We start from the raw sequence: 14,254 nt of genomic DNA on the forward strand, positions 1-14,254 counted from the left end.
CCCCTCCACGCAAGCCCGGCGCTTCAGGGCGCCGGGCTCGGGCTCGTGGCCTTCGCCTGGGGACGCCCGGGCCGCCACCCCAGGACGACGCGGCCATACAGCGCGGGCCCCATGTCCAGCCCGCGGACGTTCAGGCTCTCGCGCTCGCGGTCCAGCAGCGCGTAGTCGTTGATCAGCGACAGGCCCACCGACGAGCTCAGCCACAGGTCGCGGCCCAGGTGGACGTTCACGGTGGGCCCCACGCGGACCTGCGTCTCGCGCAGGTAGCTGGCGTTGAGCGCCTGGAGCTCCGGGTCGAAGCGGGTGCGCAGCACCTGCAGGTCCAGCGCCCCCACCAGCCCCAATTCCACCGTGTCGCCCAGCTTGCGCAGCAGCGTGAGCCGGGGCAGGCCCACCTCCAGGATGTACGGCCCCTGGTTGTAGGTGAGGCTCAGCATGGGGATGACCGGCAGTCTGTCGAAGGGCCACAGCGCGACCACGCCGAACGTCAGCCCGAGCCCCGGCGTGTCCTGGAACTGGTAGCGGGCCATCGCGAACGCCACCCAGGACGTGTCCAGGGAGAGGTCGAAGGAGGACTTGAAGTCCGTGCGGGTGCTGGCCAGGACGCCCGTGACGATCAACCAGCGCGGCGCCACGGGCCGCACGGCCGTGAGCCCCAGCTGGATGCGGTGGAACTGCCACTCGACCGTTTCGTCCTCCAGGGCAGGCGCGCTCGCGCCCATCCACCGCGTCTCGTAGCCCACCGATGGCAGCAGGTACGTGCGCCCCACGACGACCGGCGGCAGCGGCACGCGCAGCTCCAGCGTCTGCCGTTCCTTGATGTGGGTGCCACCCGCGTCCAGCGAGCCACCTCCGGAGAGGCCATAGCTCAGGTAGAGCCGGTCCGCCTGGGTCTGCGCCCGGGCCGGGAGGGCCGCGAGCAGCAACACCACCACGGCCCAGCAGCCTCGCACGGCGCGGCGGAAGTCCACGCGCATCACACCCTGCCTTCGAGAAGACGGGGCGGCCGGTCCCGGCCCCGGGGCCCGGGAGTCTACCCTGCCCTGCCCCACCCGGGGTGAAGCGAAAAGGACGTGGGGTGTGTCAGCCCACCATGGCGGTGACCTCGTCCGTGAAGGCCGCGTCCTCGTCCGCGTGGACGACGAGCGGCGGCAGCACGGTGAGGTCCGCCCGGCCGTTCTTCACCGCGTGCAGCAGCACCAGCTTCGCGGGCCGGTCCCCGCGTGGGTGCACCATGCGCACCGTGCGCGGCTCCAGCTGCAGCGTGCGCAGCACCGACACCAGCTCGCTGAAGCGCGACGCGGGGTACACCATGCACAGCCCGCCCCGGGGCACCAGCAGGTACGCCGCGGCGCGCACCACGTCCGGCAGCTCGCAGGCAACCTCATGCCGCGCGATGGCCTTCTCCCGGGACAGGTTGCTCTGGCCCGCGGTGCGCGCGCGGTACGGCGGGTTGCACAGCACATGGCCGAAGCTGCTCGCGGGGAACGTCTCCGCCACGTGCCGCAGGTCGCCCTGCACCAGCGACACCGCGCCCTCGCAGCGGTTCAGGTACACGTTGCGCTCGGCCAGGGAGAACAGGCCCGGCTGCAGCTCCAGCGCGGTGATGTCCGTCCTGCCCAGCCTGCGCGCCAGCACCAGCGGGATGATGCCGCACCCGGTGCCCAGGTCGAGCAGCCGCCCCCGGTGCGCTCCCGCGTCGAACACCGCGAAGTGCGCGAGCAGCACCGGATCCAACGTGAAGCGGTAGCCCAGGCGGCGCTGGAGCACCTGCACCTCACCACCGCAGATGGCGTCGAGCGTCTCCCCCGGGCCGGGCTCCAACCGCAGCCGCACCCGCTGGGGCCAGTCCTGCGCGGTGCCGGGCAGCGCACGCACGCGGGGCCGTCAGGCTTCGGGATCCAGGAAGAGCAACCCCGCGGGCACGCGCGGCTCCACGCTCAGCGTGCGCGGTGGCAGCGTGGCCTGGGCCTCCATCACCGCCCGCACCTCCCACACCGGCGGAGGGTTGAGCGCGAAGCCCGCCTGGAACGTGCCGGACTCCACGCCCGCCACCAGCGCCTCCAGGCCGTGCACCGGGAAGACCTGAGGATGTCCGGACGCCTCCGGCTCCTGGATGCCCAGCACCGTGCGCAGCACCAGCGCGTTGAGCAGCGCCAGGTCCAGGCTGCGCAGCGTGGGATTGCGAGGCGCGCCCTTCAGGTGCGCCAGGTCCAACCCCTGCCGGAAGCGCAGGATCCGGCCCCGCCCTCCCGGCAGCACCAGCAGCACCGCGTGCTGTCCGGGCACCAGCGTGGCCAGCCGCTCGCGCGCGGCCGACAGCCCCTGCGGCGTGGTGAGGGGCGCGTCCAGCTCCGTCACGCGCGCGTAGGCGGCCACCAGGGTGAGGAAGGTCTCTTCCTGGAACGTCTCCACGCCCTTGAGGGCACGGTGGATGGGGCACAGCTCCAGGCCCGGCTCGGACAAGGGCACCACCGCCGCCAGCGTCCGGCCCTGCTCGCTCAGGGCCGCCAGGGGCCGCATGGGGGCTTCATCCAGCACCGCCTGCAGGCGCTTGGACACGGGCGACGGTTCGATGCGCAGGAGCGACACCGGGTTGCCGTCGTACTGCCCCTTCCACACGGAGATGCCGCGCCCGGCGGCCTCGGCCAGCAGGGCCCGGAGCGCGCCGTGGTCATCCGCCACCAGGGTGACGGCGGGCTCCACCTCCCACGCGCGGGGCCGGTACGGGTCCTGCTCCAGCGACGGCACCGCGTCCGGCGTCAGCGCGCACAAGAGGTAGCGCACCGGAGGGCCGGAGAAGGCGCCCGCGGGGCCATGCAGCTCGACGACGTAGAGGGCCGGACGCGCGTCCTTCAGCAGTCCGCCGGAGTCCCGCATCCGGCGCAGCTCCGCGCTCGGGTTCGCGGCCTCCAGCAGGGGCCGCACGTGCGTGGGCAGCGGGGCCGCGTTGCCGCGAGGAGGACCGTCCCCGGTCTCCAGCGAGGAGTCCAGCGACGTCAGGAGGGCCGAGAACGGGAGGACGCGCGCCATACCGGGGAAAGGTGATGCCGCACCCTCCCCCGTGCCATGACGCCTGCCCGCCCGTCCTCCAGGCCGTCTACCACCAGACGTTCTTGTAGGGCCGGTCCTTGGCGCCGCGCGAGCTGCGCAGGGCGGACCGGTCCACGCTCTCCTCCCACAGCAGGCTCACCGTGGTGATGGCGCCCGCGGAGCCCAGGAAGGACAGCACGTAGGGGGTGGACTGGTTGAAGCCGCCCAGCACCAGGCCGGAGATGAGCAGCACCGCCGCGCCCACGCCGCCGCCGAAGAGGTCCGCGCGCAGGATCTGCGACGCCGTCGGGTTGTAGCGCATGGTCGCCAGGGCCAGGATGCCCGCGCCCACGCCCGGGGAGATGAGCAGCATGTCCTTCCACGTCTTGCCGGAGATGGACGTGCCGGAGAAGTGCACGATGGCGAGGAACAGCGCGCTGTACGCCGCCGCCCAGCCCGCGCCGGAGGCCACCAGGAGCCCGTCGGACAAGGGCAGCTGACCGCCGCCGATGCCCGCCGTCAGCCACGCGGCCAGCTCCGCGCCCAGGAACGCGGACCAGGTGAGCACGCCCGGGTCCTGCGTGATCAGGTCCATGAAGCCCGCGAGCGCCATGCCGCCAATGCCCGAGTTGAGGATGGTGAAGTTCGCCATGGGCGTGTCCACCCAGTTGTTGAACTGCCACCACGCGGAGGCGCCAAAGCCCAGGCCCGCGCCAATCAGCGTGCCCGCGAGCATGGACTCCCGCGAGCTGCGGTCGAAGTTGAACTCCTTGGAGAACGCCTGCGTGAAGAAGCCGCCCAGCGCGCCCAGGGCCGTGTGGTGCAGCACGAAGCGCATGCTGCCGGGACCGGACAGGAAGGGCCCCCGGCGGCGCTGGCCGTCCAGGAACACGCCGTTGTCCTCCGGCGGCGGGCGGATCCGCGAGGCGGCGGTCGCGGTCTCGTCGCGGATGGACTCCGGACGCACCTCGCGCGCGCCTTCCGTCAGCGGGGCCTGCGGCTCGGTGCGCAGGCGGTCCGGATCCGGCGGGGCGAGGGGCGCGTCGCTCGCGGGCCGCGGCGTCTCATCCGGGTTCGCCTGCGGCGCGGCCTGCGTGGGAGGCGGCTGCGCGTAGGCGTCCGACGAAGGCTGCGCCGGGGTGGGCTCCTCCGCCTGGGACGACGGCGCCGGGTACATGCCGGGCGCGGGAGGAGGCGGCGGCTGCGGCGCCGGATAGACGCCAGTGCCCCCCGCCTGAGCGAGAGCGAGTCCCGGCAACATCAGCGCGAGCGCGAGGACGGTGACAGGGAGGTTCCAGGTTCGACGGTGTGACACGCGAGGGGCTCCTTGGGTCCGGCCGTCCGGCAGAAAACCACAACCCGTGCGGGCGTGTTGGTTTTCCGCCGCGTGTCGAAGATTCTCGCGCGCCCATGCCCGAAGGCCTCTCGTGGTCAGAACTTGGCGTCGACTCGGCCCGTGTGCAGGCGGTGAACGAGGCCCCCCTTCCCACAGGACAGCGCGACTTCGTCCTCTACTGGTGCATGGTCAACCATCGCTGAGAGGAGAACCACGCGCTGGACGCCGCCATCGCGCTGGGCAACCACCTGGGCCTGCCCGTCGTCGTGTACCAGGCCCTCCGCCCGGACTACCCCTACGCGTCGGAGCGGCTCCACGCGTGGGCGCTGGAGGGCATGGCGGACATGGCCAAGGGCTGCGCCGCGCGAGGCCTGCCGTACTGGCTGGAGCTGCCGCGCACGAAGAAGGAGCACAAGCCCAGGCTCGCGAGCCTGGGCAGGCGCGCCGCGGCCGTCGTGTCGGACCTGTTCCCCACGTACATCATCCCGGGCCACCTGCGCGGCGCGGCCAGGGCGCTGCGCGTGCCGCTCATCGCCGTGGACGCGTCCTGCGTGGTGCCCATGCAGCGCATCCCCGCGGCCCAGGTGGGCGCGTACGCGCTGCGCCCCAAGCTGCGCAAGCTGTGGCCGGAGTACCTGGAGCGCACGCTCCCCCACCGCAAGCCGCGCGTGTCCGGCGCGAAGCTCCAGCCGGACTTCGAATTGTCCGACGCGGTGAAGGCCCGCGCCGCGCTGGACACGTTCGCGCTGGATCATTCCGTGAAGCCGCTGGCCGAGCGCGGTGGACGCAAGGCGGGCCTGAAGGCCCTGGACGCGTTCCTCCACGAGCGGCTGGAGGGCTACGACACCGGCCGGAATGATCCGGGCCTGGGCCAGCAGTCCAACCTGTCGCCCTTCTTCCACTGGGGCAACCTCTTCCCCGGCGAGGCGGCGCGCGCGGCCATCGCGGCGAAGGGCAAGGACCACCCGGCCGTGCAGTCCTTCGTGGAGGAGCTGCTCGTGCGCCGCGAGCTGGGCTTCAACTACTGCTTCCACACGCCCGGCCCGAAGCAGCTGAGCGTGGACTCCCTGCCCGCCTGGGCGCGCGAGACGCTGTCACGCCACCGGAAGGATCCGCGCCCGCACGTCTACACGTACGAGGAGCTGGATCAGGGCCGCACGCAGGACGCGCTCTGGAACGCATCCCAGCGCGAGCTGCGGGAGCGCGGGCGGATCCACAACTACCTGCGCATGCTCTGGGGGAAGAAGATTTTGGAGTGGAGCCCCACGCCGGAGGAGGCGCTGGAGCGCATCACACGGCTCAACGACACCTACGCGGTGGACGGGCGCGACCCGGCGAGCGTCTCCAACTTCATGTGGGTCCTGGGGCTGCATGATCGGCCCTTCCAGGAGCGCCCGGTGATTGGAAAGGTCCGGCCCATGAGCTCGCTCCGCACCGCGGAGAAGTTCGACCTGGGCCCATACCTGGAGCGCTGGGGAACCCCGGCGGCCGTGGCCGAGCCGCCCGGGAAGTCCCGCCGGAAGACCGCCCGCCCGGCCCGCCGGTAGACATCCCACGTAAGACGGCGGTTCACTTTCCGGCCCGGGGTCACTAAACCGGACGGACATTCCCTCTTTCCCGGCACCAGGAGTCAGCCATGGGCACGATGAAGTTCGAGGTTCCCCACAACCTTCCCAAGGACGAGGTCAAGAAGCGCGTCGAGCAGCTCCTGCAGTACTGGGGCTCCAAGTACGGCGTGAAGTCCGACTGGCAGGGCGAGGAGGGCGCGAAGCTCGCCGGCAAGGTGATGGGCATCAACCTGGACGCGAGCTTCGTCATCACGGACAAGTCCATCTCCGGCGAGGGCACCGACCCCGGCATGCTCCTGCGCAACCAGGCCAAGACGTACATCCAGAAGAAGTTCGGCGCGGTGCTGGATCCGTCCAAGAGCCTGGATCAGGTGAAGGGCAACCTGGACTGAGGCAGGGCCCCGTGAAGCCGGGCGGAAGGCCTCTTCAGCCCGGCTGCTCCTCCAGCGCGGCCAGCGCATAGCGGGCCGCGCGGGAGATGGACTCCGCGGAGTCGAGCATCTCCGGGTAGTGCCCCGCCAGCGGGCGCTGCGGGTACTTCAGCTGCGCGACGGCGTTGCGGTAGCTGCGCCGGGCGGACTCGAAGTCCTGCGTGCGCTCCTGCACCTGGGCCAGCAGGTAGTGCCCGATGGCCAGCGTGGGCTCCAGGAACAGGGCCTTGGCCAGCTCGGAGCGCGCCTCGGCAAGGCTCCCCGCCTGCATCGCCGCCACCCCGCCAAAGACGCGCGCCTCCACGCACAGCGGCTCTCGCTGGAGCGCCTGCGCGAACGTGTCGCGCGCATCACTGATGCGGCCGGTGAGCGAGTACAGGTTGCCCAGCGTCAGCAGCGCGTCCAGGTCGGACGGCTCGTCCACCAGCAGGCGCTTCACGCCGTCGATGGCGGCGGGGAAATCCCCCTGCCCCATCTTGCGCACGGCCATGTTCAAGCGCTCCGCGGGTGGCAGCAGCTGCGGCCACGAACCGCTGGGGCGCGCGGGCGGCGCTTCCGCCGGGGGCCGGGACGCGGGAGGCTCCACGCGCACCGCCGCGAAGGTCCCGGTCGTCGCGGGCTTGCGCGGGGGCTCCGAGGGACGGGACGGCTCGGTGCGGACGGCGGGGAACTCGCCGGTGGTGCGGGGCGGCTCGGGACGCACCGCGGGGAACTCCCCCGTGCGGCGTCCCGTCAGCGCGCCCACGGCGGGCATCTCCAGGGTGGGCCGGCGCGCGGCCGCTTCCGCCAGGCCCGCCGAGCGCAGCTTCGCGGCGGCCTCCGCGCTGGCCTGCATCCGCTGGCGCAGCTCCACGGCGAAGGACTCGGGGCTGCCCGGCCGGGGCTCCGTCGCCAGGGGCGCCAGGGGCGGCGGCGGACGGGGGCGCTCCCCCAGCGGGCGCCGGTACACGAACGCGCCCTCCACTTCGATCATCTCGAAGCGGTCGTAGACCTTGAACAGGCTCTCCGAGTACCCCAGGAAGAGCAGCCCGCCCGGACGCAGCGCCGCGAGGAAGCGGTCCATCAGCGCACGGATGGTGGGCAGGTCGAAGTAGATGATGACGTTGCGGCAGAGGATGAGATCCAACGACGCGGGCGCCACCTTGTCGAACACCGGCACGGCCAGGTTCTGGCCATCGAAGCGGATGTACTCGCGCAGGATGGGGGACGCCTCGTAGCCGTCCTCCACGGGCCGGAAGAAGCGCTTGAGCCGCTCCGGTCCAATGGCCATCGCGCGGCGCGTGGAGAACCGCCCCTGCCGCGCGGCCTCCACCGCGGCCAGGTTCAGGTCGGTGGCCCACAGGTCCACCTCCACCGCCAGCGCGCCCAGCTCCGCCATCACCAGCGCCAGGCTGTAGGGCTCCTCGCCGGTGGCGCAGCCCGCGGACCAGATGGACACCTTGCGCATCTCGCGCCGGGCCCGCCCGAGCAGCTCCGGCAGCACGCTCTGCTCCAGCGCGCGGAACTGCTTCGCGTCGCGGAAGAACTCCGTGTGCCCCACCGTCACCAGCGGCAGCAGCGAGCGCAGCTCCTCCTCGCCGCTCGCGCTCATCAGCTTCTGCAGGTACTTCTCCGGGTCGCTCAGCCCCAGCACCGGCATGCGCGTGGACAGGGCGAGCCGCAGGCTGTGGTAGCCATCCAGGGTGATCTTCAGCCCCGCGCGTTCCAGGAGGAGCGCGGACAGCTGCTGGAGCACCTTGTTGCCCACGTTCAGCACGCGTCCACCCACTGCACGAGCGTCGGTGCGATGACGGAAAGGGGCAGCACCTGCTGCGCCGCGCCCAGCAGCACCGCCTCACGCGGCATGCCGTAGACGACGCACGTGGCCTCGTCCTGCGCGATGGTGCGCCCACCGCGCTCGCGAATCTCCTTCAGCCCCCTGGCGCCGTCGCGGCCCATGCCCGTCAGGATGACGCCGATGCACCTCTTGCCGAAAGCCTCCCCGGCCGAAGTGAGCAGCATGTCACACGAGGGGCGGAAGCCCCGCAGGGCAGGTCCTGTATCCAGTTCCAGACGGCCGTCCGGCTTCACCAGCAGATGTCCTCCCGAAGGGGCGATGTACACCGTGCCCGGCTCCATCCACGCGTCGTGCGTCGCCTCGACGACGCGAAGCGCCGTCTCCGTGGACAGCCAGTGCGCCAGGCCTTCCGTGAAGCCCTGGCTGATGTGTTGACAGTAGGCGATGGGCGCGGGGAATCCCCGCGGAATCATCCGCAGCACGGTGGCCACGGCCTTCGGCCCGCCCAGCGAGGCGGCCAGCGCCACCAGGGGGAACGGCGCGGTGGGCCCCTCCTGCGCCGGCGGCCTGGAGGCCTTGGGCGAGGAGGGCGGCGAGCGCACCCCCTTCACCTGCGCCAGCATCACCAGCTTGCGGTTCACCGCGTGCCAGAAGTCCGGGCCCGGCGTCATGGGCCGGTCCATCACGTCCAGCGCACCCATGGCCAGCGCCTGGAACGCCTGCTGGCCGCTGAGCGCGCCCGGGTGCAGCGCGAGGATGGGCGTGGGGCGCTGGGCCATGATGCGCTCGATGGCGCCCAGCGCCTCCGGGGACATCAGGTCCACCAGCAGCACGTCCGGGAAGTGCCGGCGCACCACCGCCTCCGCGCCCACGAAGTCCGCCTCCGGGGGGCCCACGGCGACCAGCGACTCGCCGTCGAAGAGCCCGCGCACCAGCCCGCGCAGGCCCCGCCCCACCAGGAGTACCCGGAACGCCAGTCCCGACACCGCCGTGCCGCCGCCCACGAGAGGCTCCTCAGGTCAGCCGATCGATGGACTGCGCCAGGATCTCCACCCCCAGCTCGCCCTTCACCAGGTACGCATCCGCGCCCGCATCCAGGCCGCGCCGCTTGTCCTCCGGCGACGCGAGCGACGACAGGATGATGACCGGGATGCGCGCCACGGCGGGCGTGCCCTTCAGCCGCCGCGTGAGGGAGAAGCCGTCCAGCTTCGGCATCTGCACGTCCGTGAGGATGAGGTCGTACGTGTTCGTCTGCACCTTCACGTACGCCTCCTCGCCGTCCTGCGCCTCCTCCACGGAGTGGCCCAGCGCCTTGACCAGCGCGCCCTCCGTCGCACGGGCGATGGGCGAGTCGTCCACCAGGAGCACGCGCAGCCGGCGGCTTGCGGGCGCCTGGGTGACGGGGCGGGCCATGCGGCGCACCTCCGTCATGATGTCCGGCACGTGCAACAGCACCGCGATGCGCCCGTCCTCCAGCGCCGCCGTGCCCGCGATGAACGGCGCGCCCTTGAGGAACTCGCCTCCGCAGGGCTTCACCGCCACCTCGCGCTCGTCCACGAAGCCGTCCACCACCAGCGCGGCGTAGTCGTCGCCGTGGCGCACCACCACCGCGGGGGGCTTGTCGAAGCGGTTGCCGCCGTTGAGGCCCAACAGCGGCCCCAGCGCCACCAGCGCCGTGGGCTTGCCCCGGTGCCGCACCGCCAGCGTGCCGAACACCTCCATGCGGTCATCCGGCTTGATGCGCATGACGGCCACCACGTCCGCGGCGGGCATGCCGTAGACGTCGTCGCCCAGGCGCACCAGCAGCACCTTCATGAGGGCCAGGGACTGCGGCAGGCGCAGCGTGATGGTGGTGCCGCGGCCCTGGCGGCTCTGCACGCCCACGGACCCGCCCAGCGTCTCCACCTTGCGCTTCACCACGTCCATGCCCACGCCGCGGCCGGACAGCTCGCTGACCTGCTCGCGCGTGGAGAAGCCGGGACGGAAGATGAGCTCGATGGCCTCGCGCTCCGACAGCGCGGCGGCCTGCACCGGCGACAAGAGGCGCTTGTTGATGGCCACCTGCTTGAGCCGCTCGGTGTCCATGCCGCGGCCGTCGTCCTCCACCTCGATGTGGAGCATGTCGCCGTCCACGCGCACCCGGATGCGGATGCGGCCCGTGGCGGGCTTGCCCATCTGCTGGCGGAAGTCCGCGGACTCCAGGCCGTGGTCCACCGCGTTGCGAAGCAGGTGCACCAGCGCGTCGCGCACGTCCGCCAGCATGGACCGGTCCACGCCGATGTCGGCGTTCTCGATGACCAGGTCCACTTCCTTGTTCTGCGTCTTCGCGATGTCGCGCACCGCGCGAGGGAACGCGTCGAACACGGTGGACAGCGGCACCAGGCGCGCCTCGGCCACGTGGTCCGCCAGCTGGGCCAGGTTGCCGTGCAGCGTGTTGATGCCGTCCCCGTTGCGGCGCACGAAGCGGAACGCGTCGTCGCGCAGCATGTGCAGGTCCGCCTCCGCGCGCTCCAGCTCCGTGCGGATGGAGTCCGGGACGTCCACCTCCTCGGAGATGCGCAGGAAGCGGTCGCCCAGGCGGCTGAAGCGCTCGAAGAGCTGCGCCGTCTCCCCACTGCGAAGCCGGCCGCGCGCGCTCTCCACCAGCAGGTCGCCGGCGAGCAGGCCCAGCGAGTCCAGCACCTCCACGTTCACGCGGATGCTGCGGTCCGCGATGGAGTTGGCCTTCGCGGCGCTGGGAGCTTCTTCCTCCTTCGCGGCCGGAGCCGCCACGGCGACCGGCTCCGCCACGCGGGGCGCGGCCTGCGCGGCCACCGGCGCCTGGACCACGGCGGGCGGTGCCACGGGCGCGGGGGCCTGCACGGCGGGCTTGGGCGGAGGCGGCGCGGCGGAAGACGCGGGCTTGCGCACCGGGCCCAGCGCGGGCACCGGGTGGCCGGACACCTCCGCCAGGGCCTTGACCATCTCCTCGGTGGCGGACGTTCCGGTGTGGGCCGCGTCCAGATCCTCGATGAGGTCCGACAGCACGTCGCAGGCACGGAGCATGACGTCCGTGGCCGTCTCGGTGGCCGTCTTGCCTTCGCGCTCGGCGCGCAGGACGTCCTCGGCGGCGTGCGCCAACTGCCCGATGGCGGCCAGGCCCAGCATGCGGGCCTCGCCCTTCATCGTGTGCAGTTCGCGCGCGACGTCCTCCGCGGCCTGCTCCGCGGTCTCCTTCTCCAGGTCGATGACTCCCAGCTGGATCTTCTGGAGTCGGTCGGCCGTGACCTCCTGGAACTTCTTCAGGAGGGACTTCTTGAGGGCCTCGGTGTCCATGGGTCGCGGGCGTCAGGGCGCTCTGTGCGCCCCTCGACCCATTTCTCCCCTCAGGAGAACGACTGCTAGTCGGCCTTGAACCGCTTGATGAGCTCGGCGAGCCGGCCCGCGAGCTGGGTGAGTTCGGCGGCAGCCCCGGTGGCCTGCTTCGACGCCTGCGTCGTCTGGCGGGTCACGTCCTCGATCTCCGCCATGGACGCCACCACCTGCTCGGTGGCCGTGCGCTGCTGCTGGGTCGCCAGGTTGATGACCCGGGCCGCGTCGCTCGTCTCCTGCACGCCGGCGAGGATGCCCTCCACGGCCTGCGCCGCCACCGCGCCCAGCTTCTCGCCGGACTCCGTGGCGTGCTTGGACGCGTCCGCCGCACCCGCCGCGGCCTGCGTGGCCTCGCGGATCTCCGTGATCAGGTTCTTGATCTCCTTGGTGGACTCCAGGACGTTCTCCGCCAGGCGGCGCATCTCCGCCGCGACGATGGAGAAGCCCTTGCCCGCCTCACCCGCGCGGCTGCCTTCCAGCGCCGCGTTGAGCGCCAGGAGGTCCGAACGGTCGGCGATCTCGTCGATCACCTCCACCACCGTGCCAATGCGCTCCACGCGCTTGGACAGCTTGGAGATGGAGTCCGCCACCGCGACGCCGTCGCTGCGGATCTGCTGCATGGCCTGGATGAACTCGCCAATGGCGCCACGGCCCGCGCGGGCCGCGCCCAGCGTCTCTTCCGCCACGCGCGCCACGCTGCCCGCGTTCTCCGCGATCTGCGCGGACGCGTGCTTCAGCTCCTCCATGGTCGCGGTCGTCTCGTGGATGGCCGCGGCCTGCTCGGTGGAGGACGTCTCATGCTGCGTGGACGCCGCCAGCACCTGGTTGGCGGAGGACGACAGCCGCAGCGCGGCCTCGTTGATCTCCCGCACGAAGATGCGCAGCGTCTCGATGACCTTGCCGAAGCCCTCCAGCAGGGGCCCCAGCTGGGGGTCTTCCGTGGACGTGTTCCAGCGCGACAGGTCGCCTTCGCGCACCAGGATGATCAGCGAGTCGAGCGCCTGATCGATCTCCTGGGCCGCCACCTGCTTGCGGTGCTCCGCGGAGGAGAACTGCTCCAGCACCTGGTTGAGCAGGTGGCCGAAGCCGGTGGGGTCCGCCTGCACGCGGTCCTGCGGCACGCGCGCGTTCAGGTTGCCGGACAGCACCGACATCAGCGTGTCGGTGAAGGGCTTGAAGGGATCCGTCACCGTGTTGGCGATGACGGACTCCGCGCCGGCCTTCACGCCCGGGGACTTCCTCGCGCCGCGGGACTTCGCGGGCTTCTCGTTGGGGCTCTCCAGGGACATGTGTGTCAGTGCCTTCCTTGCGTCTTCAAGGTTTCCGCCAAATCAATGAGCAACACGGGACGTCCCGCCTCTTCATCCAGGCAGACGCCCACCGCATAAGAAGCCGCCGCCGCCGCGACCGGCATCCGGCGCAGCCCTGAGAGCGGGATGGTGCGCACCCCGTTGACGGCGTCCACCTTCAGGTGGCCCTCGCCCTCGGGAGTGTCGAACACGATCGCCCGGTGCCCCTTGTGGGGCAGGCCCAGGTCGCGCACGGTCAGGTCGTCCGGGAGCGCGCGGTCGATGCGCAGCACGGACGACGCGTCCGTGCCGTACTCCGAGTCACCAATCTGGAAGAAGAGGACGTCCACCTCTCCCACGGCGCGCTCCGCGTCCGCGTCCAGCGCGGAGGCCGGCTCGTCGAGCAGGTCGCTGCCGCTCATCGCACCACCGCGCGCTGACGGGCCGTCTGCAGGAGCTTGGAGAAGTTGAGCAGGTTGAGGCCGTCCGTCGGCCCCGAACCCTGCACGACGCCCAGGAGGTGCTCCGCCGCCTGATCACCGCCCAGGGGCGGCGGCAGGATCTCCGACACGGGGATGCGGCGCAGGCCGAGCACGGTGTCCGCCACCACGCCGGACACGTAGTTGCCGCTGACGCCCACGAAGATGCGGGTGCGCGGACCGATGCGCGCCTCGCCCTTGCTGAGGAAGCGCAGGAGGTCCACCACCGGCAGCACCTGGCCGCGGTGGCCGGTGACGCCCAGGATGAAGGACGGCGTGCGCGGCAGCGGCGTGAGCAGCCCGGCGCGCAGCACCTCCAGCACGTTCTCGCTGGGGACGCCGAAGCGCAGCTCGCCCACGCGGAAGCAGAAGAATTCCAGCTCCGGCCGGGCCTGGGCGGCCACCGTGCGGTCTGGCGCCATGCGCAAGGCGCGTTGGAGGGGGGAGGAGTTCGGGGTCAAGGCACCGAAGTATCCGAGACCGGGATAAAGAGGGTCAAGGGTCCATCGTCCGATGCCGGACCGGCCGCCTGCTCTCCGTTTCGATGGTCCATCGTGACCCAAAGGTGTAGGGTTGTGCGCTGGAAGCCCCTGAGGAGGACGATGTCCCGCGTACTGGTCATTGACGACAGCCCGATGCTTCTGGAGCTCACCGTCCGGGCCCTGACGGCCGCCGGCTACGAAGCCAGTGGCGCGCCGGACCTGGCTACGCTCAACCAGAAGCTCACCGAGGGCCCGTTCGCGCTCATCCTCATGGACGTGAACATGCCGGAGATGTTCGGCGACGACGTCGTCGAGTACCTCCGCACCCAGAAGGGCGTCACGTCCAAGCTCGTCCTGTACTCGGACATCTCCGAGCAGGAGCTGGAAGCGAAGGTGAAGAACTCCGGCGCGGACGGCTACATCCTCAAGAGTGGAGGCCTGGAGGGCGTGCTGGGGGGCGTCATGGGCATGATCGGAGCCCCGGCGCTGAACATCCCCGCCGCCGTCC

Annotated in this window: 13 protein-coding genes; 3 read left to right on the plus strand and 10 right to left on the minus strand. The window is 71.6% G+C overall.

Annotation, left to right across the window (positions count from 1 at the left end):
• Positions 1 to 23: 23 nt before the first annotated feature.
• The 4 genes from D7X96_RS29585 to D7X96_RS29600 all read right to left on the minus strand — a co-directional run bounded on the left by D7X96_RS29585 (position 24) and on the right by D7X96_RS29600 (position 4,348).
• A complete protein-coding gene (locus tag D7X96_RS29585; RefSeq protein ID WP_208647401.1) occupies positions 24 to 977 on the minus strand; it encodes a DUF6268 family outer membrane beta-barrel protein in 954 nt (317 codons plus the stop codon).
• Positions 978 to 1,083: 106 nt separating this feature from the next.
• A complete protein-coding gene (locus D7X96_RS29590; protein WP_121771286.1) occupies positions 1,084 to 1,878 on the minus strand; it encodes a tRNA1(Val) (adenine(37)-N6)-methyltransferase in 795 nt (264 codons plus the stop codon).
• Positions 1,879 to 1,887: 9 nt separating this feature from the next.
• Positions 1,888 to 3,033 carry a DUF1015 family protein gene (locus D7X96_RS29595; protein WP_121771287.1) on the minus strand — a complete coding sequence of 382 codons (1,146 nt, stop codon included), beginning with the start codon at positions 3,031 to 3,033 and terminating at the stop codon, positions 1,888 to 1,890.
• Between the two features lie 67 nt (positions 3,034 to 3,100).
• Positions 3,101 to 4,348, minus strand: coding sequence for an ABC transporter permease family protein (locus tag D7X96_RS29600; protein ID WP_199746955.1), 1,248 nt, complete (start codon positions 4,346 to 4,348; stop codon positions 3,101 to 3,103).
• Positions 4,349 to 4,635: 287 nt separating this feature from the next.
• Between D7X96_RS29600 and D7X96_RS29605 the strand changes: the two genes are divergently transcribed.
• Together D7X96_RS29605 and D7X96_RS29610 are read left to right on the plus strand one after the other, a co-directional pair.
• Positions 4,636 to 5,916, plus strand: a complete 1,281-nt coding sequence (locus tag D7X96_RS29605; protein ID WP_244219774.1) for a cryptochrome/DNA photolyase family protein — start codon at positions 4,636 to 4,638, stop codon at positions 5,914 to 5,916.
• Positions 5,917 to 6,005: 89 nt separating this feature from the next.
• Positions 6,006 to 6,329 (plus strand): polyhydroxyalkanoic acid system family protein, encoded by a 324-nt coding sequence (locus D7X96_RS29610; protein ID WP_120550029.1) that lies wholly within the window; start codon positions 6,006 to 6,008, stop codon positions 6,327 to 6,329.
• Positions 6,330 to 6,363: 34 nt separating this feature from the next.
• Here the strand turns inward: D7X96_RS29610 and D7X96_RS29615 are convergent, their stop codons facing one another.
• The 6 genes from D7X96_RS29615 to D7X96_RS29640 form a co-directional block, all read right to left on the minus strand.
• Positions 6,364 to 8,124: a CheR family methyltransferase gene (locus tag D7X96_RS29615; protein WP_120550030.1), complete on the minus strand. Its 1,761-nt coding sequence runs from the start codon at positions 8,122 to 8,124 to the stop codon at positions 6,364 to 6,366.
• Positions 8,118 to 9,122 (minus strand): chemotaxis protein CheB, encoded by a 1,005-nt coding sequence (locus D7X96_RS29620; protein WP_120550040.1) that lies wholly within the window; start codon positions 9,120 to 9,122, stop codon positions 8,118 to 8,120. Before D7X96_RS29620 ends, D7X96_RS29615 begins: the two co-directional genes overlap by 7 nt.
• A 37-nt stretch (positions 9,123 to 9,159) precedes the next feature.
• Positions 9,160 to 11,460, minus strand: a complete 2,301-nt coding sequence (locus tag D7X96_RS29625; protein WP_120550031.1) for a hybrid sensor histidine kinase/response regulator — start codon at positions 11,458 to 11,460, stop codon at positions 9,160 to 9,162.
• A 65-nt stretch (positions 11,461 to 11,525) separates the two neighbouring features.
• On the minus strand, positions 11,526 to 12,785 hold the full coding sequence (locus D7X96_RS29630) for a methyl-accepting chemotaxis protein (protein ID WP_014396646.1): 1,260 nt from the start codon (positions 12,783 to 12,785) through the stop codon (positions 11,526 to 11,528).
• Between the two features lie 5 nt (positions 12,786 to 12,790).
• Positions 12,791 to 13,207: a Frizzy aggregation protein FrzB gene (locus tag D7X96_RS29635; RefSeq protein WP_233610211.1), complete on the minus strand. Its 417-nt coding sequence runs from the start codon at positions 13,205 to 13,207 to the stop codon at positions 12,791 to 12,793.
• On the minus strand, positions 13,204 to 13,686 hold the full coding sequence (locus D7X96_RS29640; protein WP_120550032.1) for a chemotaxis protein CheW: 483 nt from the start codon (positions 13,684 to 13,686) through the stop codon (positions 13,204 to 13,206). The genes D7X96_RS29635 and D7X96_RS29640 overlap by 4 nt, the downstream gene beginning before the upstream one ends.
• Positions 13,687 to 13,866: 180 nt before the next feature.
• Between D7X96_RS29640 and D7X96_RS29645 the strand changes: the two genes are divergently transcribed.
• A partial coding sequence (locus tag D7X96_RS29645) for a response regulator (RefSeq protein ID WP_147468430.1) occupies positions 13,867 to 14,254 on the plus strand: 388 nt, incomplete at its 3' end.

The organism is Corallococcus interemptor, from assembly GCF_003668875.1.
GTDB lineage: Bacteria > Myxococcota > Myxococcia > Myxococcales > Myxococcaceae > Corallococcus > Corallococcus interemptor.

Excerpts from the sequence above, each read along its gene's own strand:
- D7X96_RS29635 (WP_233610211.1), bottom strand. The coding sequence starts at position 13,207 with ATGAGCGGCAGCGACCTGCTCGACGAGCCGGCCTCCGCGCTGGACGCG.
- D7X96_RS29625 (WP_120550031.1), bottom strand. The coding sequence starts at position 11,460 with ATGGACACCGAGGCCCTCAAGAAGTCCCTCCTGAAGAAGTTCCAGGAG.
- D7X96_RS29610 (WP_120550029.1), top strand. The coding sequence starts at position 6,006 with ATGGGCACGATGAAGTTCGAGGTTCCCCACAACCTTCCCAAGGACGAG.
- D7X96_RS29585 (WP_208647401.1), bottom strand. The coding sequence starts at position 977 with ATGCGCGTGGACTTCCGCCGCGCCGTGCGAGGCTGCTGGGCCGTGGTG.
- D7X96_RS29640 (WP_120550032.1), bottom strand. The coding sequence starts at position 13,686 with ATGGCGCCAGACCGCACGGTGGCCGCCCAGGCCCGGCCGGAGCTGGAA.
- D7X96_RS29630 (WP_014396646.1), bottom strand. The coding sequence starts at position 12,785 with ATGTCCCTGGAGAGCCCCAACGAGAAGCCCGCGAAGTCCCGCGGCGCG.
- D7X96_RS29595 (WP_121771287.1), bottom strand. The coding sequence starts at position 3,033 with ATGGCGCGCGTCCTCCCGTTCTCGGCCCTCCTGACGTCGCTGGACTCC.